This window comes from Mesorhizobium sp. L48C026A00 (assembly GCF_000502375.1).
In the GTDB taxonomy this organism is placed as follows: Bacteria; Pseudomonadota; Alphaproteobacteria; order Rhizobiales; family Rhizobiaceae; genus Mesorhizobium; species Mesorhizobium muleiense.
The window spans coordinates 187301-212059 of sequence record NZ_AYWU01000006.1 but is presented as its reverse complement, the minus strand read 5'-3'; the positions used below and the strand labels follow the sequence as shown (position 1 = coordinate 212059).

Below are 24759 nucleotides of genomic sequence, written 5' to 3'. Positions count from 1 at the left end.
GCGCTTGTTCTTCGGGACCGGCGCCGCGGAATACCCGCGGCGCCGAGCGACCAGCCTACTGGTTCTCCTTGCTCTGGCCCATGATTTCCTGCGCGGTGAAATTGATGCCGCAGGTCGGGAAGGAATTGCCGACGAAGAAATTGTCGGACTGGTCGGGGAAATAGTCCTCGCCCTCCTTCAAGTTCGGATCCTCGACGATCGCCAGCGGCAGCTTCACCGCCTGCGGGACGACCTGGCCTTCGAGCGCGGCGATCGCCGTCTTGATGGCGACCGCCACCTGGGCGGGTCCGGTTCCGGCCGACGAGCATTTCAGCCCTTCTGAGGCAAACTTGGCGCAGAATTTGCGAAAGCCATTCTCCGTTTCGCCGCCGAACGGCACGAACGGATGCTTGGCGTCGATCATCGCCTGGACGATGCCGGTGTCGCCGCCCTGCCCGGTGACGCCGTCGAAGGGACCGTTAGTGGCGATCGCGTCGGCCGTAGCCTTTTGCGCCACGCCATCGTCCCATTTGCCGACGACTTCGGTGACCTCCCACTTCTTGCCTGAAGCGTCGAGGGCCTCATGGATGCCGTTGTGGCGGTCGGTGTCGACCGACGTGCCGGCAACGCCGCGCACCTCGAGGAGCTTGCCGCCATTGGGGATATGCTTGATCAGCCAGTTGGCCCACAATTCGCCAAGGCCTTTCTGGTCGACGTTGACGTTGATGGCGTCCTTGGTGTCGAGGATGTTGTCGAAGGCGACCAGCACCACGCCGGCTTGCTTGGCGCGCTTGATGACCGGACCGAACGCCGTCGGATTCTGCGCGTTGACAACGATCGCGTCATAGCCGGAATCGATGAAATTATTGATCGCCGAAATCTGCGCCGGCACGTCTTCGCCGGTCGAGACGACCTTGAATTCCTTGAGCTTGGCCGCGACTTCCGGCTGCGCCGCATAGGCTTTTGCCGTCTGCACCATCTGGATGCGCCAGGTGTTGGCGATGTAGCCATTGGCGAGCGCGATGCGGTACGGGCCTTCCTTCTTGGGGAACTTGAAGAACTGCGTGTCGGCGGCCCATGGCGCGAAGCATTCCGGCTCGGCGGATGGGCCTGCGACGATTTCCGGTTCGGCGAGCGCCGACGAACTCAGCATGACGAATGCAGTGGCGGCGACGACGCCACCTACGAGTGACTTGATCATCGATATTCCTCCCAGTTGCAGTTTCTGATTGTTCTTACGCGTCTCGCGTGCCTGGCTCGGCACCTCCTGCCTTGCCGTCGCGCTTTCAGGGTGGCCGAATGCCAACCCGATCTCCTCCCTCGTGGCTCAGTAAACCGGAATAAAAACTATCATATTATACATAATAAACAAGCATCAGCTGTCGCTTATATATAATAAACAGACTTTCGCTGTTTCGCGAGCTTTCGCCTGGATATAACTGGTAGCGCTACCATGACGTAGAGTAAAGCGGCATTTGGCGATGCCTGCAAGCGCTTTCAGCGGGCAGTGCTCTCACGGCGCTTGAGTTCGAAGCCAAGGTCTACGACCGGTTGTTGCGGCCGCTTGCCTGCAATCGCCGCGAGCGCCATGGCGACCGACAGCCGGCCGATCTCGTAGCGAGGCGTCCGGACGCTGGTGACCGAGGGGAAAGCCACTTCCATCATGTCGAGATCGTTGAAGCCTGTGATGCCGATCGTCTTCGGCACGGCGATCGAGGCGCGGTGGCACTCGAACAGCGCGCCGAGCGCGATGTCGTCGTTGTTGCAGAAAATCCCGTCCAGCGTCGGCATCTTGGCCAGCGCGTCGCGAAACAATTCGCGCCCGAGCGTCACGCTGGACGGCACCGGCGTGGTGGTGACAAGCCGCGAGTTGAACAGGCCGGCCGCCTCCATCGCCGCGCGATAGCCGGCCAGACGCCGCTGCGAGCGCGGGTCCATGCGCGCGCCGATGAAGCCGATGCAGCGATAGCCCATTTCGATCATGTGCTCAGTCGCCGCCCTGCCGCCATCGAAATGCGAGAAGCCGACCATCATGTCGACCGGATCGGGGCCGGTCTCCATGACCTGCACCACCGGGCAGCCGGCCGTCTCGAGCAGTCTTCGCGAAACTGGCGTCTGGTCGATGCCCGCCACGATCAGCGCCGCCGGGCGCTGCGGGCCGAACACCTGCAGCAGCCGTTCCTCCTCGAGGCCGGAATAATGGGTGTTGCCGAACTGGATGCGGTAGGAGCTGTCGGACAGGCTGTCATAGATGCCGCGCAGCACTTCGGCAAAGACGCTGTTGGTGAGCGACGGCACCAGCACGCCAAAGACCTCGGCGCGCGCCGAAGCCAATGCTCGCGCATTCGGATCGGGCAGATAGCCGAGCTCATCGACAGCAGCCTGGATCTGGCGGCGCAGATCCTCCGAAACGCGCTCCGGCTCGCGCAAGGCACGGGAGACGGTAATGGCGCCGACGCCGGCCTTGCGCGCGACATCGGCGATCGTCGGACGGCCGCCGCCACGGCGCGAGCGCGGTTTGGTCATAGCCTGGTCCCGAACGCGGCGCCCTCGCCGAAGCGCGACCGCGAAATGCTGTTCAGCGTCTTTGCCACTGTCGCCATGCCAATCCGACTTTGCCGCACCCGACTTGCCACACCCCTCTGGCGTCGCGCAGCCTTACCCCATTGTCAAGCGAACCGGGCAGGACGCTACCCGAACTCGGGTAGCGCCACTGTTTGAATTTCGGCTGTGGGTGGTGAGCGGGCGTCTTGTCGTCCACCGTGCTCAGTCTTCTACGCCGTGCGTCGTCCGCTGCGCCAGTTCGTGGCATAGGGCAACGCGAACAGATAGAGACCGCTGAGCATGAGCAAGCCGAGCGGGATCAGCGGCATGAGATATACCCAATAGGCCGGCTCGACACCTACGCCCAGGGTGATGAAGATGGCAGCGACGACCGCCGTAAAAATGATCGACAGCCAGCGGTGGAATTGCCGGATCCACGTGTTCCAGTTCATTTGGGACCTCCTCTGAAGACGAGCCGCACGACCCGCTTGGCGGCTTTTTTGCTACCTTGTTTCGTTGACAGACGTCTTGTTGGGCATTGCGTTTCGCCCGCAGATGCCTATGGCGCCGGCACGCCTATTCTATTCGCGCCAGGACCTGCTCCAGCTTCGCAAAGAACCGCTGCCATCCGTGTTGGGCGCCCTGATAGTACTGCTGCTGATCCGGCCGGAAGCCCAACTGCTCCATGCGCAGATGGGTCCCCGTGCTCGTAGGGGTGAGCGTCCACGTGACGACACTTCTGAGATCCTTGGTATCCCACGTGTAAGACAGCGTCTTGTTGGGCTCAACTGCCTGGACCTGACAGTCGACCGTCCCCCAGTCCGCGCTCAGATTGAAACGGTGCCCCTCGTCTGGCTTGAAATCGTTCTTCATCAGCCACTCCTCGATCAAATGTGATTGGGTGAGCGCGCGCCAGATTTTTTCCGGCGGAAAAGCGACCTCCCGTTCGACAATGACGGCGCGCGTTTCGGTCTCGGTATTGGTCATTGGTCCATCCTTTTGAGCAGATCTTCGAGGTTGTCGAACCGGCTTTGCCAGAACCCAGCCATTTGGTTTGTCCAGTCGATCAGCGGCGCCAGGGCGCCGAGTTCCGCGCTGTAGTGCGTGTTGCGGCCTTCGTGGCGATCGCGCACCAACCCGGCCTGCTTCAGCACCCCAAGATGCTTTGACACGGCCGGTTGCGAGACCCCGGCCCGAGCGGTCAGGGCCGCGACGGTTTGGTCTCCGTCGCGACACAGCCGCTCGAAAATGGCCCGTCGCGTCGGATCGGCAAGCGTTTTGAAGAGGATCTCGTGGGGCTGTGACATGGCGATCGATAACTCTCTGGCTATTGGAAACCAATAACCGCCGAGATATGTGTCCGTCAAGCAGGAACCTGGACCGGGCTCCGCGTCACGGGGGCCTACCCCATGTCGCTGCCATCGCTCTGGCCAGCGGGGTCAGTGCTCAGGCCATCGCCGCGGCGCTGCGCCGTGCCTTCCACAGCACCAGCACCATGGCCGCTATGTTCAGCAGGTTCCAGGCGATGCCATTGAGGAACGCAGCGGCGTAGGAGCCGGTCAGATCGTAGATCCAGCCCGACATCCAGCCGCCGATTGCCATGCCGAAGATCGTTGCCATGATTACGACGCCGACGCGCTGGCCGGCCTCTTTGGCGGGCATGTATTCGCGCACGATGATGGCATAGCAAGGCACGATGCCGCCCTGCGACAGGCCGAAGACCAGCGAGACGACGTAAAGCGACGCGAGCCCGTCGAAGGGGATGTAGAACAACAGCGACAGGGCTTGCAGCACCGAGCCGATCAGCAGGGTTTTCACGCCGCCGATACGATCGGCAAGGAAGCCGGACGCCAGCCGGCTGACGACGCCCGCCGCCATCATGATCGACAGCATGTCGGCGCCTCGCGCCACGCCGTAGCCGAGATCCATGCAATAGGCGACGATATGGACCTGCGGCATCGACATCGCCACGCAGCAGCCAAGGCCGGCGACGACGAGCAACACCTGCAGCGCTGCCGGTGACAGCGTGATCGGCTGGACCGGCCGGCTGCCAGGTGAACCGGGAGCGGCGGCATGTGGTGCGCCGCGCCTGAGCAGCGTGATCAGCGGCAGCATGGTGGCGAGGCAGACGACGCCGATCGCGGCATAGGTGAAGCGCCAGCCCTCGCTCTGTATGACGTAGGGCATTGCCAACGGCCAGATCACCCCGGCGAGATAGCTGCCGGCGGCGGCAGCCGTCACCGCGACGCCGCGGCGGCGGTTGAACCAGTGCGAGATGTCGGCGATCAGCGGCCCGAAAATCGCCGACGTGCCGACGCCGATCAAAAGTCCCTGGACAAGGGTGAACTGCAGGATCGAAGTGGTCAGCGACGCCAGCAGGAACCCGGTACCGAGCGTCACCGAGGCAATGAGCGCCGGTATCCAGTAGCCGATGCGGTCGATGGCGCGGCCGACCAGCACATTGCCGACGGCGAAACCGGCCATGGTCGCGGTATAGGGCATCGAAGCGGCGGCGCGATCGACGCCGAATTCGGCCTGCATGGCGGGCAGCACCACGACCACCGCCCACATGCCGACACCGCCGATCGTCGCCAGCAGCATCGAGATGCCGAGCCGCAGCCAGGCATAGGCGCTGTCTATGCCGGGGCTGCTCGGCCGGCTGGAGGCGGTTGTGGTCAAGGCGTTTCCTGTCCGCGGTTGTGCGCAAGTCGACGGGTTCGGCACCACTATCGGGACATTGGCGGCGCCGTGCAGCGCCACATCGCGCAATTCCGTGGCTCCAGGGATTTGAGCTGCAGTGGAACGGTGGCCGCCGTCCCGGAGTTTTTCATCAAACTTAGCAATGGAAGGAGCTTGTCATGACCGCGAAAAGGAAATGGTCGGCCGAGGTCACCGAGCACAGCGATGCGCTGGACCTCGAGGACCATATCTTCGAATCCCACGACCCCAAGAAGATCGCAGCCTCGTTGAAGCGATCGGCCGAGCACAGCGACCGGCGCAAGGCCGAGCCGTTCCAGTCCGCCATGTCGATGCTGAATTTTTACATCAACCGCGCCGGCACGAACCTGCCGGCCAAGCAGAAGAAAGTGCTGGAGGACGCCAAGGACGAACTGCGCGCCGCGTTTGGGCGCCCGAGAGAACACTGAGCAAGGAGCGAAGCGACGCGGCGCAGACCCTGGGAGCCATTCCGTGACAGCCGCCGAAGAATGCAACGGCTCAGAATAAAAGCGCTCTGTAGCGATCCTTCGCGCCCCCCTCTGTCCTGCCCTCTTTGCCAAGACTCGACATCTCCCCCACTTGGGGGAGATCGGCAGCTTCGCGGATAGCGTCCGCAAGGTTGGTGATTGGCGAAATCAGTGATGAAGCCAATCTCCCTCCTTGTGGGGGAGATGTCCGGCAGGACAGAGGGGGGCGCTGTCCCTCCCGCGATCAAAGGTCCTGCACCGCAGCAGTGCTCCAAGGTAACGGCATGGATCCTGGGGTCTGCGCGGCGTCGCTTCGCTCCTTGCTTCGCCCCAGGATGACGAAGGCATGGGACCCTGCGGCTAATCTCAAATCTTGGAGATTGGCGGCTGTGGCCCGGCGGCGATCGCGGACGGGGAGATTGCAAACGGCGAGATTGCGAACGGCGGAGAAAGATCGAGATGAAGCGATGCAGGGGTCCGGCGCGCTATATCAGCGCGACTTGATGACGCTATCGGTATTGGCCAACAGCTTGCGCACCGCGTTGCGTGCCGCATCCGGCCGCTGCAGGCGGATGTTCTTTTCGATCGCCTCGTGCAGCTTCTGCGCGTGCTGCAGATCGTCCAGTTCCCGCGTCGTATAGGCGAACAGATGATCGAACGCCGATTCGATCAGCACGCCGAGCGGCACCAGGAGGTCGTTGCCGGAGGCGCGCAGGATCGCCAGATGAAAACGCGTGTCGGCACGGGTCCGCTCCTGCAGCGTCGCCGCCGCGCCCATCTCCCGGCAGGCCCGGCTGATCTCGGCCATCTGCTCGTCTGTGCGCCGCATCGCAGCAAAGGCGGTCGCTTCCGGCTCGATGATGTGGCGGAACTCCTGCACCGTCTTCAGGAACACCTCGCGGTCGGGCGAGGTCGCGTACCAGGCCAGCACGTCGCGGTCGAGCAGGTTCCAGCGCTCTTTCGGCTCGACCCAGCTGCCGATCTTTGGACGCGACGCCAAAAGGCTCTTGGCCATCAGCATTTTGATCGCTTCGCGCACCGCCGAGCGGCTGACGTCGAAAGTCTCGGACCATTTGGCCTCGTTGGGCAGGATGGTTCCCGGCGGATAGTCGCCGCGCACGATCCTGAGACCGATTTCGTTGGCCAGCGACGCATGCACGCTCGCCCCGGGCATACGCGCCGTATCGGCACGGCGAACGACAGCCGGGCGCTCGGCCGACGCCGCCTTGGCCGGTGTTTTTCGCTTATTCGGCTTGCCGTCCCGCATGCGTTCACAAAGTCCCGATTGCGAAAGCTGTCAAGCACCGGAACAGCCTCGGGCGGCAAAGCCCTGCTTCTGTGCACAGATCAGCCGGGAGGCAGCGGCCTCGTCATGCCGTCCTGACGTATTTCCGCCAGCTGTGTTCCGGGCGGAACCCGAGCATATCCCGCGCCTTGCGGTTCGAAAGCAGCGTCTCGTATTCGCCCAGCTCACCCTTGACCGGCACGCCGGGATAAAACCGCCTCAAGAGTTCGGCCGTCGGCAGGTCGGACGAGGTGTCGTCATTGGCGGCGTTGAACACCTGATAGCCGAGCCCATCATTCTCGATGGCGCGCAGCGTGATCTGGCCGAGGTCGCGCGCGTCGATATAGCTCCAGGCGATCCGTTTGCGGAAACCCGGATCGGCGAACCATTTCGGGAACAGCGAATATTCATGCGGCTCGATGACGTTGCCGATGCGCAAGGCGTAGATGTCGATGCCGCTGCGCAGCGCGAAGGCGCGCGCCGTCTTCTCGTTGACGATCTTCGACAGCGCATAGCTGTCCATTGGATCGACGTCATAATCCTCGTCGAGCGGGAAATGCGTCGGATCGCGCGGCTCGTTGGCGAAAACCAGCCCATAGGTCGTCTCGCTGGAGGCGATCACCACCTTGCGGATGCCGAGTTTCACCGCCGCCTCGATGACATTGTAGGTGCCGAGCGCGTTGATGCGGAACACCTCGTTGTCGGGCGTGATCATGATGCGCGGGATCGCAGCGAAGTGCACCACGGCATCGACGGGCTGCGCGCGCAGCGACGGGTCGAATTCATGCAGGCCCATATAGCTCGACAGCGCATTGAACACCTGCCCGCTGTCGGTGATGTCGGTGATCAAGGTGCGCACCTTGGGATTGTCGAGCGGCTTGGTGTCGATGTTGAGCACCTGGCAGCCCTGCTCGACCAGATACTGCACGACATGACGCCCAGCCTTGCCGCTGCCGCCGGTGAACATGATCCGCTTCGTCATTTTGCTCTCCACATTCCCTGGAATTCAGGTGTATTGTCAGACAATATCGAACTCTGCAATCGTCCGCCAACCGCTTTTGGCAAAACCCGCTTCAACAATTCGCCTGCCGAAGTGCGGCGCCGTCATCGAGACCGCAACAGGGGTTACACGACATGAACACCACCGCCGCGAGCGAAAAGATCGGCTTCATCGGCCTTGGCCTGATGGGACATGGGATCGCCAAGAACATCGTCGACAAGGGCTATTCCCTGACGTTTCTCGGCCGCAAGAACCGCGCACCGGCGCAAGACATGCTCGACCGCGGTGCGAAGGAAGCCGCAACCTCGCGCGACGTGGCAGCGGCATCCGATATCGTCTTCATCTGCGTCACCGGCTCACGCGAGGTCGAGGCCATCATCCGCGGGCCGGGCGGCCTCAAGGAGGGCCTGAACAAGGGTTCGGTGATCGTCGATTGCTCGACCTCCGACCCGACCTCGACGGTGGCGCTTGCCGCCGAACTCAAGGCGATCGGCGTCGACTATGTCGATGCCCCGCTCAGCCGCACGCCGAAGGAGGCCTGGGAAGGCACGCTGGACGCCATGGTCGGTGCATCCGACGCGGTCTTTGCCCGGCTGAAGCCAGTGCTCGACACCTGGGCCGGACGTATCGTCCATATCGGTGACACCGGCGACGGCCACCGTATGAAGCTGCTCAACAATTTCATCTCGCTGGGCTATGCGGCGATCTATTCCGAGGCGCTGGCGCTGGCCGAAAAGGTCGGCATCTCGCCGCCGCGCTTCGACAGCGTCATCCGCAACGGCCGCATGGATTGCGGCTTCTACCAGACTTTTATGCGCTGGACGCTTGAAGGCGACCGTGACGCGCACAAATTCACCATCGCCAACGCCTTCAAGGACCTCACCTATCTCGAATCGATGGCCGGTGCCGCCGGCATCGCCAACCCGCTCGGCAATGCCACCAAGAACGCCTTCGCCGGCGCATTCGCCGCTGGGCCCGCCGATCAGTATGTGCCGATGCTGGCGACGCATATCGGCAAGGTCAACGGCGTCGATTTGACGCCGACGAAGGATGGGAAGAAACAGACGATTTGAGGCGATCGGCTCGCTGTATCTGATCAAAGTTGGCGCTGCCCCTCATCCGGCTGCCGCCACCTTCTCCCCGTGAAAACGGGGAGAAGGGACAAGCTCCAGCGCTGGCGTCCCCCCTCTCCCCGTTCTTCACGGGGAGAGGGTAAGGGTGAGGGGCAGCGCCGACTCTGCGGTATAAATCACCGCCGCGACCGCTCGATAACCTCGTCATTATTGGTGAGCAGCCTGTGCACGGCACTCCTTGCAGCCGCCGGACGCCGGAGACGGATGTTCTTCTCGATTGCCTCATGCAGCGCCTGCGCCCGAGGCTGGTCGCTGGTTTCGCGCGTGACGATGGCGGCAACCTGCACCCATATCAGTCGTCGACAACGACGATGCAGACTACCTCTTTTTGGGGAATTTCCCGAACGCCGTCTCACTGTCATCGTTCGAGGAGAAGGTGCGGGAATAAACAAGAATTTTGAGGCGACCCATGACGCGAGAGCGTGAACCTACGCTTGACGATCTCCTGAGCGAGCCGATCATCCTGACGATCATGGCAATCTACGGTCATACTGCAGATGACATCCGACATCTAATACACCAAGTGGGCGCTCGGAAAACGCCATCAATGCTTCAGAAGCCCTCTTCGATGGCTCACGCGCCCCAGCGGATTTCCAGTCCCGCCTTGACGGCCACTTGATGGCGGATCGGTTGGTGACAGTGGCTTTTCCACGGGACGTCGTTGAGAACCGCGATCCGTGTCAATCGGCGTTTAGGCGTGACATCCGCCGACAGCAGATCGCCCAGGAAACGCAAACAGGTCAGGTTTCTCTATCCCAGACCCAGTCCGCCGGCAGCCAGCGAAAGCCATCGCCCTCCTTCACGACATGGCCAACGCCCGGGAACGGATAGTGGTAGCCGTTGAAACTTTGCTGGGGTCGGATTGTGCGAGGTTCAGACTTCCCTAGTCTCAAAGAGCATTAGCTCCACTCCGCCATCTGCAAAATTGCCAAGATCAGCCGCCGTGGCCCGACCCTCGGGGGACGCTAAGGCCGCTTGAATATCCGCAACGGAATCGAAGTAGAGCGTAGCAACAAGATGATAGCCTGAGGCCCCACCCGGTGAATGGACGCCGCCATCACTGATTTCGTATTTCCTCAAGCCGGGAATGGCTTTGGCCAGAGGAATGTGGGTCGAAACATAGTAACGGTCGAAGGCGGCCACATCTTTCGGAGTCTTGTAGAGTGCGACAAGTCTGGCCATGCTCCCCCTCTCAACCGACACTCACCGCCAGCTTTGCGCAAAAGGATACTCCTCAGCAAGAGTGCTGGCAAATGGGTTCGTTCCTCGCTCTGACGAGGTCAACGAAGCATATGGGGTTTCAGGCCCGACGTGAGTCTTCCAAGTCGCCGCTCCCTGGCCGTTCAGAGCGATTGCGTTTGACCTTACCGCCGCGACCGCCCGATAACCTCGTCGGTGTTGGCGAGCAGTCGGTGCACCGCGGTGCGGGCTGCCGCCGGCCGCCGGAGGCGGATGTTCTTCTCGATCGCCTCATGCAGCGCCTGCGCCCGAGGCTGGTCGCTGGTTTCGCGCGTGACGAAAACGAAGAGATGATCGAGCGCCGATTCGATCAGCACGCCGAGCGGCACCAGGAGGTCATTGCCCGAGGCGCGCAGGATAGCCAGGTGAAAACGCGTGTCGGCGCGGGTGCGCTCCGGCAATGTCGCCGCCTCGCCCATCTCCCGGCAGGCCTGGCTGATCTCGGCCATCTGCTCGTCGCTGCGCCGGATCGCCGCAAAAGCGCTGGCTTCCGGCTCGATGATGTGACGGAATTCCTGGACAGTGCGCAGGAACATTTCGCGATCTGGCGCCGTCGCATACCAGGCCAGCACGTCGCGATCGAGCAGGTTCCAGCGCTCTTTCGGCTCGACCCAGCTGCCGATCTTGGGGCGTGAGGCCAGCAGGCTCTTGGCCATCAGCATCTTGATCGCTTCGCGCACCGCCGAGCGGCTGACGTCGAAGGTTTCGGACCATTTGGCTTCGTTGGGCAGGATGGTTCCCGGCGGATAGTCGCCGCGCACGATCCTGAGGCCGATCTCGTTGGCCAGCGACGCATGCACGCTCGATCCGGGGATCAGCGCCGCGTCGGTCCGGCGGGCGCCGGTTGGACGGACGGCCGGCGGCTTGACTTGGGCCCGTGCCTTGACCGTGACCCGTGCCTTGACCGTAGCCCGTCCCTTGACCGTGGTAAGTCGCTTTTTCGATCTGGCGTCCGACATCCATGTTCCCCGGCACAGGCTGAACTCAAGGCGCGGCAAAGCAGGAGCGGTTCGCCCCAGCACTGTCGCCTCGCAGGTTTTCGTGAACCGGTGTGACGGGGCGCCCGTCGAGCGGACGCCCCGAAACTGCGAACCTACTTCTGGATGCAGGTATCGACCGTATCCTTGGTGCACTCGTCGAGACCGGTGAAGACCGGATCGGCGACGGGCTTGCCTTCGACCAGGTCGATCATCACCGAGGGCGCCTTGTAGCCCATCTCGAACGGCCGCTGGCCGACCAGCGCGGTCACCAGACCCTCCTTGGCAATGGCCACTTCGTCGCCGATCGTATCGGCAGCGCCGATGACGAACTCGTTCTTGGCGATCTTGTCGGCCATCGGCTTGAACAGGTCGCGATAGGGCTGCGGCGCGCCGAACAGCGGCCAGCCGCCCATGATGCCGAAGGCATCGAGGTCGGGATTGGCGGCGAGGATATCGGTCATCGCCTGCACGCCCTTGGCGCCGTCGTCATTGGTGAACACCGGGCAGCCGGCGACCTCGGTCCAGCCGCCCTCGCCCTTGAGCGCCGGGAGATCCTTCTGGCCTGAAAGCGCGTCGCGCATGCCCTGGGCGCGGCGCAGGATGTTGTCAGCCGCCGGATTGCCTTCAATGGTGCAGATCTTGCCGCCATCCGGCTTGCCCTTCTTGATGTACTCGCCGATCTTGTAGCCCATCAGGTAGTTGTCGGTGCCGAGATAGGTCTTGCGCAGCCCCGCATCTTCCTTGCTGAGGTCGGCGTCGAGCGTCATGATCGGGATCGACGGATTGGCGCTCTTGATCGTCTGGGCGATCAGCGGTGCGTTGGACGGCGAAATCGCCATCGCCACCGTGTCCGGCTTGCTCAGCATGTCCTGGACGATCTGGGCTTCGCCGGCTTCGTCCGAGGTCGATGCCGGACCGGTGTAGAAGCACTCATACTCCGAGTCGGCGTTTTCCTTGTTCCATTTCTGGCAACCCTGGTTGATGGCCTCGAAGAACGGATTGTCGAGCCCCTTGACCACGATGACGAGCTGTTTCTTGGCCATGGCCGGCCCGGCGCCCAACGCCAGCATGGCGACGGCAGCGAGCAATAGTGATTTCCTCATTTCAGTCCTCCCTTGAAACAGACGGACACGGCGTGCCCGCCACACAGACCAGCCCAGATGCGCGATGACAGAGGTTCGTTTCGCGAGCGCTCGTGTCGTCAAGCCGGGCCGATAAGAATTTCCAGATGCGGTTGCAGACCAGCGCGATGGACGCTGCCAGATCCTCGACCGATAAACCTCCGCCTGCTCAGCCCCGGCGAGCCGGGGCAGGAGATCGGCATAATCTCCTCCGACGCTTAGCTAATATCGGCTTGCGACGGACGTCAATTGCTATTTGTCCTACAAAACGGATTTTTCGAAAGAAGCCGCTGTTGACGGCAAGGGGGCATATGCGTAAATGGGCCAAAGCGCGGTTCCCGGGAGGAGCTGGGAAGAGCGAGGCCGCGGCAGGACCGCAGGCCGAAAGCACGGAGGAAGCAGACTGGTGCCGGTTCTCGAACTCGCCAACATCTCAAAACATTTCGGCGCCATCCAGGCCGTCAACGACGTTTCGCTGTCGATCGAGGCCGGACAGGTGGTCGGGCTGATGGGCGACAACGGCGCCGGCAAGTCGACGCTGGTCAAGATGATCGCCGGCAATTTCCGCCCGAGCCATGGCACGATGCAGATGGACGGCAAGGAGCTGATCCTGCACAAGCCGGTGGAGGCGCGCCAGCACGGCATCGAGATCGTCCACCAGGATCTGGCGCTGTGCAACAATCTGACGGCCGCCGCCAATGTCTATCTCGGCCGNCGGCATCGAGATCGTCCACCAGGATCTGGCGCTGTGCAACAATCTGACGGCCGCCGCCAATGTCTATCTCGGCCGCGAGCTGCGCCGCGGCGTCGGGCCGTTTCGCATCCTCGACTACGCCGCCATGTACAAGCGCGCCGGCCAGATCTTTGCCGTGCTGAAATCCGAAACCCGCCCGCGCGATCTGGTCAAGCAGATGTCGGGCGGCCAGCGCCAGGCGGTGGCAATCGCCCGCACCATGCTTTCGCAGGCCAAGATCGTGCTGATGGACGAGCCGACGGCGGCGATCTCGGTCCGGCAGGTCGCCGAGGTGCTGAACCTGATACGCCATCTGCGCGACCAGGGCATTGCCGTCGTGCTGATCAGCCACCGCATGCCCGACGTCTTTGACGTTGCCGACCGCGTCATCGTCATGCGGCGCGGCCGCAAGGTCGCCGACAAGACGATCGCGTCGAGTTCGCCCGAGGAAGTCACCGGGCTCATCACCGGCGCCATCGAACAGGTTTGATGCCAGCCGGTTTCACCACCAAGCAGATAAAGGTCGACGATGGCAGTAACTCTTGACCAGACGATCGCACAGAAACAGCACACTTTGCTGACCAGGGTGTTTGCCAGCCAGACCTTCTGGGTGGTGATCGCGGTCATCCTCGCCTGCCTGTTTCTGTCCGTCGCCACCGATTCCTTCGCCACGACGAAGAACCTCTACAACATCACCCGCAACATCACCTTCGTCGCCATCGTCGCGCTCGGCATGACCTTCGTCATCATCACCGGCGGCATCGACCTGTCGGTCGGCTCGGTGCTTTGCCTGTGTTCGATGGTGCTCGCCGTGACCATGCATGCCGGCTACGGCATCGAGGCCGGCATTGCCGCTGCGATCGCGACGGCGCTGATCATCGGCGCCTTCAACGGCATCCTGATCGCCTATCTCGGGTTTCCGCCGTTCGTGGTGACGCTTGGCATGCTGTCGATCGCGCGCAGCCTGGCCATGGTCGCCTCCAACAACACCGTCGTCTTCCAGTTCGGGCCCGACCACGACAAGCTTCTGGCGCTGGGCGGCGGCGCCTTTGTGTTCGGCATCGCCAATCCGGTGCTCTACATGATCGTGCTGGCGCTGATCACCGGCTTCGTCCTGCGCTGGACGAAATTCGGCCGGCACATCTTCGCCATCGGCGGCAACGAGCATGCGGCGACGCTGACCGGCGTTCCGGTGCGCCAGATCAAGGTCGCGGTCTACATGATCTCGGCGCTGGCGGCAGGCCTTGCCGGCATCATCCAGACCGGCTGGCTGGGCGCCGTCACCACCAATCTCGGCAACGGCATGGAGCTTCAGGTCATCGCCGCCACCGTCATCGGCGGCGCCAACCTGGCCGGCGGCATGGGCACGGCCTTTGGCGCCGTCGTCGGCGCGGCGCTGATCGAAGTGATCCGCAACAGCCTTGGCCTGCTCGGCATCAACGCCTTCTGGCAGGGGGTGTTCATCGGCGGCGCCATTCTGATGGCGGTCCTGTTCGACCGGCTCCGCAATTTCCGGCGCAACGAGTAGGGCCGCAGGTCACGCGCGCAATTCGTTGTCGTTGCTATCGCTCAGTCTGAAAATCGGCCGGCACGCCGCGTGGCCGGCGCCAGGCGCGCACATGCGCCTTGACGCAGGCCCGGACTGAGCCGCACTATCCCGATTGCAGGCGAAGGGAGGCCAGTCGCCTGCGGGAGGATATACCCATGACGGAAGCGATCAGGCTCTACTGGGGCCGGTTCGGACATGTTTCTGTCCTGAACGTCGCCAGCGACTTCGTCACCCATGCCCATGTCGAGGCGCATATCATCATCTGGCTGGAAGGCACGGCCGGCGAGATGACCATCGGCCGCGAGACGGTGCGGCTTGGGCCCGGCACCGCCGCCGGCATCAATTCCTTCCAGCCGCACAGCCACGCTTTGTCCCGCGACGGCCGGCCCGGCCTGTTCCTCGCCTTCTACATCGATCCGGACTGGGCGCGCCGGCGCCGCGACCTGCGGTCGACCGCGCCGCTGTTTTCGGCACCGGCGATCACGCTGGAGCCGTGGCTGCACAAGGCGGCAGCCAATCTTCTCGACCATCTCAGCGACAATGAGAGCATCGACGACATCGCCAATTACGAGATCGAGCGCTTCATCGACAGCGTGCTCGACGCCGCCGACGCCTCGGCGCCACAAGTGGCGCGCGCCCGCGTCCACTGCGTGCAGGATTTCCGTGTCCGCAAGGCGATCCAGCTGATGAAGGCCAATGTCTGCGAACGCATCTGCTTCGACGAGGTGGCGCGCAGCGTCGGCCTGTCGCGGCCGCATTTCTTCGCGCTGTTCAAGGAGCAGACCAATCTGACGCCCAATGTCTACTGGAACACGCTGCGCATGGAGGAAGCGGTGCGGCAGTTGCAGTGGTCGCAGGAACCGCTGATCTCGGTCGCCTGCANCTACACGACGCTCTTCCGATCTCATTTTCACACTGCCCGTTTTTTTCAGATTGCCGGTTTTTTCAGACTTATTGATAGGCGTTCAAGACGCATTGATAAGTGCTGCCGGGCTCGCCGCCCTACCCTCGCGACACAGATATCTGCAAGGGAAGCATCATATGGCGAAAGTCACCGTCTCCAGCGTCATCGACGCACCGGTCGAAAAGGTCTGGGCGCGCATACGCGATTTCAACGGGCTGCCGAGCTGGCACCCGCGCATGGTCGAAAGCCATATCGAGGACGGCAAGGACGCCGGCACGATCGGCTGCGTGCGCAACTTTCAGCTCGCCAGCGGCGCCCGCATCCGCGAGAAGCTGCTCGACTTCTCCGACGATAATTTCCTCGTCAGCTACTCCATCCTGGAGACGCCGCAGCCGCTGACCAACCACCAGGCGAGGCTGCAGCTGCGCCGGGTGACCGATGGCGACCGCACCTATGCCGAATGGACCGCCAGCTTCGACGCGGCTCCAGAGGAAGCCGACAAGCTGGCCGAGGGCATGGGCGCCAATGTCTTCCAGGGCGGCTTTAACGCCCTGAAGACCCATTTCGCCGGCCAGGGTTGAGCTGAATGGGGCTCACAAAAAGGAGCGTTCCATGGCGTTTGCACTGCAGACTTTCTCGACGGTCAAGGACGCCAATGCGGCGCTGAAAGCCGCCGGCACCCGCTATCTCGGCGGCGGCACGCTGGTCGTGCGCGCCGCCAATGAAGGCGACGTTTCGGTCTCCGGCCTCATCAGGTCGACTGAGCCGGCGCTGTCGGCCATCACCGTTTCCGGCAGGGAGGTCCGCATCGGCGCTTCGGTGACCATGGCGGCGATCGCCCGTCACCCGGATCTGTCTTCCCTTGCCCGCGCCGCGCGCGCCGTCGGCGGCCCGGCGATCCGCAACATGGCGACCGTCGGCGGCAATCTCTTCGCTCCGGCGCCCTATGGCGATTTCACCGTCGCGCTGCTGGCATTGGGCGCAACCGTCGGCACCGATGACGGCGAGGTGCCGATCGAAACCTTCCTGGCAAAACGCGAAGACAATCACGCCATCGTCACTTCGGTCGGCTTCAGCTTGCCACTGGAAGGCGGCTTTCGCTTCCTGAAAATATCGAGGGTCAAGCCGAAGGGCGTCTCGGTGCTAAGCATCGCCGCCGTGCTGGAACAAGCGCCGGACGGAACCGTGTCATCGGCGCACATCGCGCTTGGCTGCCTGGCCGACCGGCCGATGCGCGCCAAGGCGGCGGAGAAGGCGCTGCTCGGCAGGAAACTCACCAGCGATGGCATCGCGCCGGCGCTGGCCGTCGCGAGCGACGGCACCTCGCCGATTACCGATGCGGTCGCCAGTGCCTGGTATCGCAACGAAGTCCTGCCGGTCCATCTCGGCCGGCTTCTGCTCGCCTGAAGGCCGATGGCGCGCATGTCCGCCTGGCTGCGGCGCAAGGAGTAAAAGATGGCAAAGATCCCGGTTCAGTTCACGCTCAACGGCGCGGAGAAGGCCGAATTCATCGACAGCGGCACGACGCTGCTCAATGCGCTGCGCGACAAGGTCGGCGACACCTCGCCGAAAGGCGGCTGCCATCAGGGCACATGCGGCGCCTGCTCGGTCATCATCGACGGCGAGTTGCGGCTGTCCTGCCTGACGCTCGCCGAAACCTGCAACGGTGCGGCGATCACCACGACGTCAGGGCTTTCGCAAGGCGGCGTGCTGCATCCTTTGCAGCGCGCCTTCCTCGACGCCTTCGCCACCCAATGCGGCTTCTGCACGCCGGGCATGATCATGGCCGCCAAGGTTCTGCTCGACCACACGCCGGACCCCAGCCGCGACGAGGTGGTCGAGGCGCTGTCGGGCAATATCTGCCGCTGCACCGGCTACGAGCCGATCATCCAGGCGGTGCTGACCGCCGCGCGGTCCAATTCGCAGAACGCAGCTTGAGGGGAGTCGAAAAAATGGAACTCCGCAAGAGCTATTTCGCCGACCAGCGCACGGACGATCTGCACGAGATCGGCCAGCCACGGCCGCGCTCCGATTCGCCCGGTCATGTCACCGGCAAGACCGCCTATTTCGCCGACCGCAATTTTCCAGGCATGCTGCATCTGAAGATGGTGCGCAGCCCGCATCATCACGCCCGCATCCGCAGCATCGACACTTCAGAGGCGGAAAAGCATCCGGGCGTGGTGAAAATCCTGACCGCCAAGGACGTGCCGCACAATGTCTACACCATCCTGATCCTGATCCAGATCGGGCCGGAGGACGAGACGGTGCTGGCCGACGGCAAGGTGCGCTGGAAGGGCGAAGCCGTGGTGGCGGTGCTGGCCGAGACCGAGCGTGCCGCCCAGGAGGCGGCGGCCAAGGTCAAGGTCGACTACGAGGTGCTGCCGGCCGTCTTCGACATGGAAGAAGCGCTGAAGCCCGGCGCGCCTGTTGTCAACGAATATCACGGCCGGAATTATTACCTCTATGACAGCGGCGAATGCCGCAAGGTGCGCTTCGGCGATGTCGAGGCCGGTTTCGCCGGCGCCGATCACGTGCTCGAGCAGACCTATCAATCGTCGCCGATCGAGCACGCGCCGACCGAGACGACCGGCTGCATCGTCGCGCCGGAGGGCAACGACCGCTTTACCTGCTACACCAACACGCAGGCGATGTTCTTCACCCTCGACAACGCCTCGATCATCCTGCAGATGCCGGGCAACAGACTGCATTTCGTCGGCGGCACCGTCGGCGGCGGCTTTGGCGGCAAGGTCGACGTTATCGTCGAGCCGATCGCCATCCTCGGCGCCAAGCTGACCGGGCGGCCGGTCTCCTTCATCTACAGCCGTGAGGAGGAGATGCAGATTTCCTCGCCGCGCGCCGCCGAAAAGGTCGTCATCAAGGACGGCGTCATGAAGGATGGCCGCATCGTCGCCAGAAAAGTCACCGGCTACACCGATGCCGGGGCCTATTCGCGCCATTCGCCCTATGGCGCGCAGAAGGGCGCCGGCCACTATCCCGGCCCCTACACCATCCCGAATGTCTGGATCGACACCTACTGCGTCTACACCAACCGCACCCCCTCCTCCGCCATGCGCGGCTTCGGCGTCACCATCGGCGATTTCGCGCTTGAGGTGCAGATGGACAAGCTCGCCCGGCTGATCGGCATGGACCCGCTCGAGTTCCGCTTCATCAATGCCTACCGCGACGGCGACATGAAGGCGCACCGCCAGCCGACCGAGGGCGCGGCTCTGATCGAGTGCATGCAGGAAGCCTCGCGCGCCGCCAACTGGCCGGTGTCGGACAAATTCATGGCGATGTCGTCCTACGCGAAGGGAGCTTGAAATGGCGATCAGGCGCGGGTGCGGCGTCGCCGCAATCAACTATCCGACCGGCATGAACCTCGGCGGCGACCCAACCCAGGCGCTGGTCCATTCGACGCCGACCGGCAATTTCATGGTGACGCTGTCGAGCGTCGATCTCGGCCAGGGGATGAAGCAGATCATGGCACAGATCTGTGCCGAGACGATCGGTGTGCCGACCGACCGCGTCGTCGTCGACACCGCCGACACCGACACCGGCCCGCACTGCATGGGCACCTTCGCCTCGCGCGGCACCCACCGCGCCGGCAACGCCGTCATCCAGGCGGCCAGGGAAGCCCGCCAGGTGATGCTGGAAGTGGCGGCAGAGGAACTGGAAGTGAACGCCTCGGATCTCGAGACCGACGGCCAGGGCAACATCCTGGTCAAGGGCGCGCCGCAAAGATCGATCTCGATCTTCGATGTCGCGCTGTCGGCGCATTTCAAGCGCGGCCGCTCGATTTCCGGCCGCGGCATGTTCTTGATCCCGCGCTCCTATCCGGAAAAAGAAACCGGCGCGATGAAACCGTCGACCTGCTACGCGCATGCCTGCACGGTGGTCGAGGTCGAGGTCGACGACGAAACCGGCGAGGTCACCGTGCTGACGGTCAAGAACGTCTTCGAGATCGGCCGCGCGCTGAACCCGAAAATGGTCGAGCAGCAGCTCGTCGGCGGCTCGTGGATGGGCATCAGCCACGCGCTCTACGAGACGACGGAACCCTATTACCCCGACCGCGATCATGGCGGCATCGACTTCAACCAATATCTGATGCCGGGACCAGGCGATCTTGCGCAAACCGAGATCATCGTGCTGGAGAGGCCCTCGGCCGACGGGCCGTACGGCGCCAAGGGGCCGGGCGAAATGTGCGCCAACCCGCAAATCCCGGCGGTCGCCAACGCGGTCTTCGACGCCGTCGGCGTCCGCATCGACACGCTGCCGATCACGCCGGAACGCATCCTGCGGGCGCTGAAGGCGCAAGCCTCGAACTGAGTGCTGGAAATGCCCAAAAGAAGCGCCCGGACTGGAAGCGCCGACACTGTCGTGATCTCGCCGGAGGCGGTGGCATCGCGCCTCGCCGCCTCGCGCTATCTGGCCGATGAAAGCCTGGCCACCGCCATTTTCCTGGCGATCCGGCTGGGCAAGCCGCTGCTGCTCGAAGGCGCGCCGGGCGTCGGCAAGACCGAGGCGGCCAAGGCGATAGCCGAACTGCTCGGGCGCGACCTGGTGCGGCTGCAATGTTATGAGGGCATCGACGCAGCACACGCGCTTTACGAATGGAACTACCAGCGCCAGTTGCTCGCCATCCGCCACGCCGGCGAGCGTGAGGTCGACATCTATGACGACCGCTTTTTGATCGCACGGCCGCTGCTGCAGGTGCTGAAGGCGCCGGAAAAGCGCGTGCTGCTGGTCGACGAGATCGACCGTTCCGATCATGAGTTCGAAGCGCTGCTCCTGGAATTCCTTTCCGATTTCCAGATCAGCATTCCCGAGCGCGGCACCATTCGCGCCAAATCGCAGCCGATCGTCATCCTGACCTCGAACCGCACCCGCGAACTGGCGGAAGCGCTGCGGCGGCGCTGCGTCTACCACTGGATCACTTATCCCGACGCCGAGCGCGAGGCCGCCATCATCATGCTGCGCGCCGGTGACGTCGCCGGGGCGACCGCACACGCCGTGGCATCTGCCGTGCGCGACATCCGCGCCCGCCCGCTGGCCAAGCCGCCGGGCATCGCCGAAGCGGTCGAATGGGCCAACGCCGCGACGATCCTCGAAAAGGGCGGCAGCCCGTGGCCGGAAGCTTTTCGCCGCGCCATCGGCGTGCTGATCAAGGACGAGGAGGACCTGTCCTACATCGCCCCCGAGCTTGGCCGGATCGTCGAGGAGGCATTGGCGTGAGCCCCGCGGCCCTACCCCGGGCGGCTGCACCCTTGCTCGGCTTTGGCCGGCTGCTGCGCCGCTACGGCTTTCCGGTGGCGCCCGAGCAGGTGTCAGGCTTCATGCAGGCGGTGACGCTGCTCGGGCCCCGCTCGATGGCCGATATCCACGAGGCGGCGCTTGCCACGCTGGCGCCGCCGCCCGACCGCCGCGACGAATTCGAGGCGCATTTCCGGAGCTATTTCTACGGCAACACCGCGGCCGTCATCGAAGGCGAGGCCGACGAGGAAACCCGCATCAAGGACGACGGCGGCGCCAGCGACGAGGACAACGAGGTGGCGCGTCAGGCGGAAGGCGGCGCGCTGTCGTCCGGCGCCGAACAGTTGAGCGCCCGCGACTTCCAGCGCGTCGGCGACGGGCTTGCCGCTTTCCGCCGCAAGCTCGCTAGCGCCCTGCCCGCCCGCCGCTCCTTCCGAACCGTGCGCACGCACGCACGCGGCAAGCTCGATCTGCGCCGCTCGCTGCGCGAAATCGTCAGTGCCGACGGCGATATTCCGTCGCCGCTGCTGCGCCGCCGGCAGACCGTGTCGCGCAAGCTTTTGCTGCTGATCGACGTGTCCGGCTCGATGAAGCTCTACACATCGGACTATCTCAAGCTGGCGCATGCGGCGGTGCAAGGCGCGGACCGGGCTGAAATTTTCACCTTCGGCACGCGGCTGACCCGCATCACCACGGCGCTGCGTATTCGCGACCGCGACCCGGCGCTCGCCCGCGTGGCAGCATTGGTCGACGACTGGGATGGCGGCACCCGCATGGGACCGACGCTGCTCGCCTTCCTGTCGGTGCCGCGGTTCTCCTCACTTGCGCGCGGGGCGGCGGTGGTAATCCTGTCGGATGCCCTGGAGCGCGGCGACCATGCCGAGCTTGAAATGGCGATGCGCCGGCTGAGCGCCCGCGCCTTCCGCCTGTCGCTGGCGACGCCGCTGGCCGGCGATCCGCGTTTCCGGCCGGCGACGGCAGCACTTCGCGCCATCCTGCCGGTGCTCGACGATCTCGTCGACGGTTCTTCGATCGCCGGTCTCACCGATTTCATCCTGTCGCTCGCCCGCCCCGCTCCGGCGGCGGCAGCAATCTGGAAAAGGGTTTCATGATGAAAAAGGCGATCGACGCGCATTTCCATATCTGGCGCCAGGAGGATCAGCCCTGGCTGCGCGGGCCGATGGTGCCGCGCATCTTCGGTCCCTACGAGCCGATCCGACGCGACTACCCGATCGAGGAATTCCTCGCCGACCAGCAAGGCTCTGATGTCGAGAAGGCGGTCTATGTCCAGACCAACTGGGCCAAGGAGGATTTCGAGAAAGAAGTCGCCTTCCTGCAGACGACGGCTGACGAAACCGGTTGGCCGCACGCCATCGTCGGCTATGCCGACATGACGGTGGACGATGTACGCCATCAGATCGACCGACTGATCAAGTACCCCCTGCTGCGCGGCGTGCGCATGCAATTGCACTGGCACGAAACGCCGGCCTTCCGCTTTGCCGCGTCCGCCGATCAGGTCGTCGACCCGAAGGTGCGGGCCAATGTGGCGCGGCTGAAGGACTATGGCCTGTCCTTCGACCTGCAGCTTTTCCCGGCCCAGATGAAGGACGGGCTGACGCTTGTCGGCGAAAATCCCGAGACCAACTTCATCCTCACCCATGCCGGCATGCTGACCGACATGTCGGAGGAAACCACGCAAGCCTGGAAGGCCGGCCTGCGCTCGCTTTCAGCAGCGCCAAACCTCTACGCCAAGCTGTCCGGCCTCGGCACCTTCGACCACCGCAACGACCCGGCGCTGATCGCCTACATCGTCGACAACGCAATCGACATCCTCGGCAGCGACCGTCTGATGTTCGGCTCCAACTTCCCGATCGAAAAGCTATGGACCAGCCATGCCGAACTGATCAAGGCGCACCGGGAGGCGGCAGCCAAGCATGGTGCGGCGGCAGAGGCGGATATTTTTTGGAACACGGCGGAGAAGGTTTATCGGCCGGTGTAGCGCGGCGCCCTTTCCTTCTCCCCTTGTGGGAGAAGGTGGNAACACGGCGGAGAAGGTTTATCGGCCGGGGTAGCGCGGCGCCCTTTCCTTCTCCCCTTGTGGGAGAAGGTGGCCTCGCGAAGCGAGGTCGGATGAGGGTTGCTGGAAGGATCGCTACCTCGAAGCTAAGCACCTAAAATTCCTCAATTTTGCGCGCCGCGTTTCTTCCAGCACCCCTCATCCGTCTCGGCGCTACGCGCCGATCCACCACCCGGGGCGAGTCACGGGCCTCGCCCGCCCTTCGGGCCCCACAAGGGGAGAAGGTCACGCCCGATGACCCGAAACCTCGGCGCCGGCGGCCGGCGGCAGCGCCAGGAAGCGGAACGAGGCCACGAGCCCGATGGCGCCGATCGCCAGGAAGGCGAGGCGGAAGTCGACCAGGTCGGGCGCCGCCCCGGCCCTGGCGATCTGCGACAGGTTGAGCAGCGCCGCGGCGACCGCCACGCCGAACACCATCGCCACCTGCTGCAGCATGCTGGACAACGTCGCCGCCGAGCTGCGCTGCGCCGAAGCGATATCGGCGAAGGCCAGCGTGTTGAGCGCGGTGAACTGCATCGACCGCGTCAGCCCGGCAATCAGCATCAGCGCCACCACCAGCGCTTGCGGGGTCTGCGGCGATATCGCCGCGCAGGCCATGATCGACAGCGATGCGATCACGCCGTTGACGACCAGCACCGAACGGAAACCGAAGCGCTTCAGCGTCGGCGTCGTCACCGTCTTCATGCCGAGATTGCCGAGGAAATAAGCCAGGATCAGCATGCCGGCATCGACGGGTCTCAGGCCGAATCCGACCTGGAACATCAGCGGCAGCAGGAACGGCGTGGCGTTGATGGAGACCCGGAAAATGGTGCCGGCCGACAGTGTCGATATGGCGAAAGTCTGCACTTTGAATGCAGCAAGGTCGAGCAGCGGATTTTTGGCGCGCGCCAGGTGCCGCACGGCCAGCCAGCCGATCAGGACGCCCGCGCCAAGCAGCGCCACGGTCGGCAATGCGCCATCTTGCGGATGGGCGATGCGCTCGAGGCCGTAGAGCATCGAGGCGAGCCCGACCGAGGTCACAAGGAAGCCCGGCCAGTCGAGCGGCCTGGTTTCGGAAGCGCGGTCGCCGGGAATGAAGCGGGCGACCAGCGCCAGGCCGGCCGCGCCGAGCGGAATGTTGATGAAGAAATTCCAGTGCCAGGACAGATAGGTGGTGATGAAGCCGCCAAGCACCGGCCCGATCACCGGCGCAAATAGCGCCGGCCATGTGATCAGCGCGGTAGCGTTGAGAAGCTCGGACTTCGAGGCGTTGCGCAGCACCAGGATGCGGCCGACCGGTGTCATCAGCGCACTGCCCAGGCCCTGCACGGCACGCGCGGCGACGAACTGGGTCAGGTTCTGCGAGATGCCGCAGGCGATCGAGGCCAGCGTGAACAGGGCGATCGCCACGAGGAAGATGTTGCGCGCGCCGAAGCGGTCGGCGAGCCAGCCGGACAGCGGCACGAACACCGCCATGGTCAGCATGTAGACGGTGATGCCGATGCTCATCGTCACTGCCGGCACGCCGAAGGATTCTCCCATCTGCGGCAGCGATGTCGAGATGATCGTCGAATCCAGAAGCTGCATGAAGAAGGCGACGGCGACGATCAATGCCACGCGCCGCGCCTGCCGCGCCGCCGTCGCGGTTTCGGGCAAGGCTTTGTTTTCGGGAATGGCGGTCATGCGCAGAACTGTACGAAAGTTTTTCCCGCGCCACTGGGAACCAGGCGATTGTCCGGCAAATCGATGACGCACCGGTTTGAACAGCATTTGGGCGACGACGTCCAGACATGGCCCAACA

The 24759-nt window shown here is 63.9% G+C and carries 23 protein-coding genes and 2 pseudogenes; 12 read left to right on the top strand and 13 right to left on the bottom strand.

Annotated features, from left to right (window positions below):
- Positions 1 to 55: 55 nt before the first annotated feature.
- From X738_RS55090 to X738_RS55065, 6 genes are all read right to left on the bottom strand, one after another.
- Positions 56 to 1180: a sugar ABC transporter substrate-binding protein gene (locus X738_RS55090; RefSeq protein ID WP_023798660.1), complete on the bottom strand. Its 1125-nt coding sequence runs from the start codon at positions 1178 to 1180 to the stop codon at positions 56 to 58.
- Positions 1181 to 1476: 296 nt separating this feature from the next.
- Positions 1477 to 2505 (bottom strand): LacI family DNA-binding transcriptional regulator, encoded by a 1029-nt coding sequence (locus tag X738_RS55085; RefSeq protein ID WP_023798659.1) that lies wholly within the window; start codon positions 2503 to 2505, stop codon positions 1477 to 1479.
- Between the two features lie 248 nt (positions 2506 to 2753).
- Complete coding sequence (locus X738_RS55080; protein WP_023798658.1) at positions 2754 to 2975, bottom strand: hypothetical protein; 222 nt, start codon at positions 2973 to 2975, stop codon at positions 2754 to 2756.
- A gap of 124 nt (positions 2976 to 3099) precedes the next feature.
- Entirely contained in the window at positions 3100 to 3510 is a 411-nt protein-coding gene (locus tag X738_RS55075) for an SRPBCC family protein (RefSeq protein WP_023798657.1), read from the bottom strand.
- Positions 3507 to 3830 carry an ArsR/SmtB family transcription factor gene (locus X738_RS55070; RefSeq protein ID WP_023798656.1) on the bottom strand — a complete coding sequence of 108 codons (324 nt, stop codon included), beginning with the start codon at positions 3828 to 3830 and terminating at the stop codon, positions 3507 to 3509. The genes X738_RS55075 and X738_RS55070 overlap by 4 nt, the downstream gene beginning before the upstream one ends.
- 139 nt (positions 3831 to 3969) lie before the next feature.
- Positions 3970 to 5202 (bottom strand): MFS transporter, encoded by a 1233-nt coding sequence (locus tag X738_RS55065; RefSeq protein ID WP_023798655.1) that lies wholly within the window; start codon positions 5200 to 5202, stop codon positions 3970 to 3972.
- Positions 5203 to 5381: 179 nt separating this feature from the next.
- Here X738_RS55065 and X738_RS55060 point away from each other — a divergent pair, with 179 nt between their 5' ends.
- A complete protein-coding gene (locus X738_RS55060) occupies positions 5382 to 5669 on the top strand; it encodes a DUF3175 domain-containing protein (RefSeq protein WP_023798654.1) in 288 nt (95 codons plus the stop codon).
- A 529-nt stretch (positions 5670 to 6198) separates the two neighbouring features.
- On the opposite strand, the gene X738_RS55055 is transcribed toward X738_RS55060, so the two are convergent.
- Positions 6199 to 6975 (bottom strand): FadR/GntR family transcriptional regulator, encoded by a 777-nt coding sequence (locus tag X738_RS55055; RefSeq protein WP_023798653.1) that lies wholly within the window; start codon positions 6973 to 6975, stop codon positions 6199 to 6201.
- A 103-nt stretch (positions 6976 to 7078) separates the two neighbouring features.
- Complete coding sequence (locus tag X738_RS55050; RefSeq protein ID WP_023798652.1) at positions 7079 to 7975, bottom strand: NAD-dependent epimerase/dehydratase family protein; 897 nt, start codon at positions 7973 to 7975, stop codon at positions 7079 to 7081.
- A 152-nt stretch (positions 7976 to 8127) separates the two neighbouring features.
- On the opposite strand from X738_RS55050, the gene X738_RS55045 reads away from it, so the two are divergent.
- Positions 8128 to 9066, top strand: a complete 939-nt coding sequence (locus X738_RS55045) for an NAD(P)-dependent oxidoreductase (RefSeq protein ID WP_023798651.1) — start codon at positions 8128 to 8130, stop codon at positions 9064 to 9066.
- A gap of 176 nt (positions 9067 to 9242) precedes the next feature.
- Here X738_RS55045 and X738_RS84680 read toward each other — a convergent pair.
- From X738_RS84680 to X738_RS55025, 4 genes and pseudogenes are all read right to left on the bottom strand, one after another.
- A pseudogene (locus X738_RS84680) lies at positions 9243 to 9395 on the bottom strand (FadR/GntR family transcriptional regulator); the annotation flags it as partial.
- A gap of 604 nt (positions 9396 to 9999) precedes the next feature.
- A complete protein-coding gene (locus X738_RS55035) occupies positions 10000 to 10308 on the bottom strand; it encodes an EthD family reductase (RefSeq protein WP_023798648.1) in 309 nt (102 codons plus the stop codon).
- Between the two features lie 182 nt (positions 10309 to 10490).
- A complete protein-coding gene (locus X738_RS55030) occupies positions 10491 to 11324 on the bottom strand; it encodes a FadR/GntR family transcriptional regulator (protein WP_023798647.1) in 834 nt (277 codons plus the stop codon).
- A 134-nt stretch (positions 11325 to 11458) separates the two neighbouring features.
- Positions 11459 to 12448, bottom strand: a complete 990-nt coding sequence (locus tag X738_RS55025; RefSeq protein ID WP_023798646.1) for a sugar-binding protein — start codon at positions 12446 to 12448, stop codon at positions 11459 to 11461.
- A gap of 424 nt (positions 12449 to 12872) precedes the next feature.
- Here X738_RS55025 and X738_RS55020 point away from each other — a divergent pair.
- The 10 genes and pseudogenes from X738_RS55020 (at position 12873) to X738_RS54975 (ending at position 22901) form a co-directional block, all read left to right on the top strand.
- A pseudogene (locus X738_RS55020) lies at positions 12873 to 13689 on the top strand (ATP-binding cassette domain-containing protein).
- 39 nt (positions 13690 to 13728) lie between these two features.
- Positions 13729 to 14727, top strand: a complete 999-nt coding sequence (locus tag X738_RS55015; protein ID WP_023798645.1) for an ABC transporter permease — start codon at positions 13729 to 13731, stop codon at positions 14725 to 14727.
- Between the two features lie 1062 nt (positions 14728 to 15789).
- Positions 15790 to 16233 (top strand): SRPBCC family protein, encoded by a 444-nt coding sequence (locus X738_RS55010; protein WP_023798643.1) that lies wholly within the window; start codon positions 15790 to 15792, stop codon positions 16231 to 16233.
- Positions 16234 to 16264: 31 nt separating this feature from the next.
- Positions 16265 to 17059 carry an FAD binding domain-containing protein gene (locus X738_RS55005; RefSeq protein ID WP_023798642.1) on the top strand — a complete coding sequence of 265 codons (795 nt, stop codon included), beginning with the start codon at positions 16265 to 16267 and terminating at the stop codon, positions 17057 to 17059.
- Between the two features lie 48 nt (positions 17060 to 17107).
- Complete coding sequence (locus tag X738_RS55000; RefSeq protein WP_023798641.1) at positions 17108 to 17590, top strand: (2Fe-2S)-binding protein; 483 nt, start codon at positions 17108 to 17110, stop codon at positions 17588 to 17590.
- A gap of 14 nt (positions 17591 to 17604) precedes the next feature.
- Entirely contained in the window at positions 17605 to 18972 is a 1368-nt protein-coding gene (locus tag X738_RS88340) for a xanthine dehydrogenase family protein molybdopterin-binding subunit (RefSeq protein ID WP_023798640.1), read from the top strand.
- 1 nt (position 18973) lies between these two features.
- Entirely contained in the window at positions 18974 to 19978 is a 1005-nt protein-coding gene (locus X738_RS88335) for a xanthine dehydrogenase family protein molybdopterin-binding subunit (RefSeq protein ID WP_023798639.1), read from the top strand.
- Positions 19979 to 19987: 9 nt separating this feature from the next.
- Positions 19988 to 20884 (top strand): AAA family ATPase, encoded by an 897-nt coding sequence (locus X738_RS54985; protein WP_023798638.1) that lies wholly within the window; start codon positions 19988 to 19990, stop codon positions 20882 to 20884.
- Positions 20885 to 20937: 53 nt separating this feature from the next.
- Positions 20938 to 22014 carry a vWA domain-containing protein gene (locus tag X738_RS54980; RefSeq protein ID WP_373420408.1) on the top strand — a complete coding sequence of 359 codons (1077 nt, stop codon included), beginning with the start codon at positions 20938 to 20940 and terminating at the stop codon, positions 22012 to 22014.
- A complete protein-coding gene (locus X738_RS54975; protein WP_023798636.1) occupies positions 22014 to 22901 on the top strand; it encodes an amidohydrolase family protein in 888 nt (295 codons plus the stop codon). Before X738_RS54980 ends, X738_RS54975 begins: the two co-directional genes overlap by 1 nt.
- A gap of 303 nt (positions 22902 to 23204) precedes the next feature.
- Here the strand turns inward: X738_RS54975 and X738_RS54970 are convergent, their stop codons facing one another.
- On the bottom strand, positions 23205 to 24641 hold the full coding sequence (locus X738_RS54970; protein ID WP_023798635.1) for a DHA2 family efflux MFS transporter permease subunit: 1437 nt from the start codon (positions 24639 to 24641) through the stop codon (positions 23205 to 23207).
- Positions 24642 to 24759: the final 118 nt, after the last annotated feature.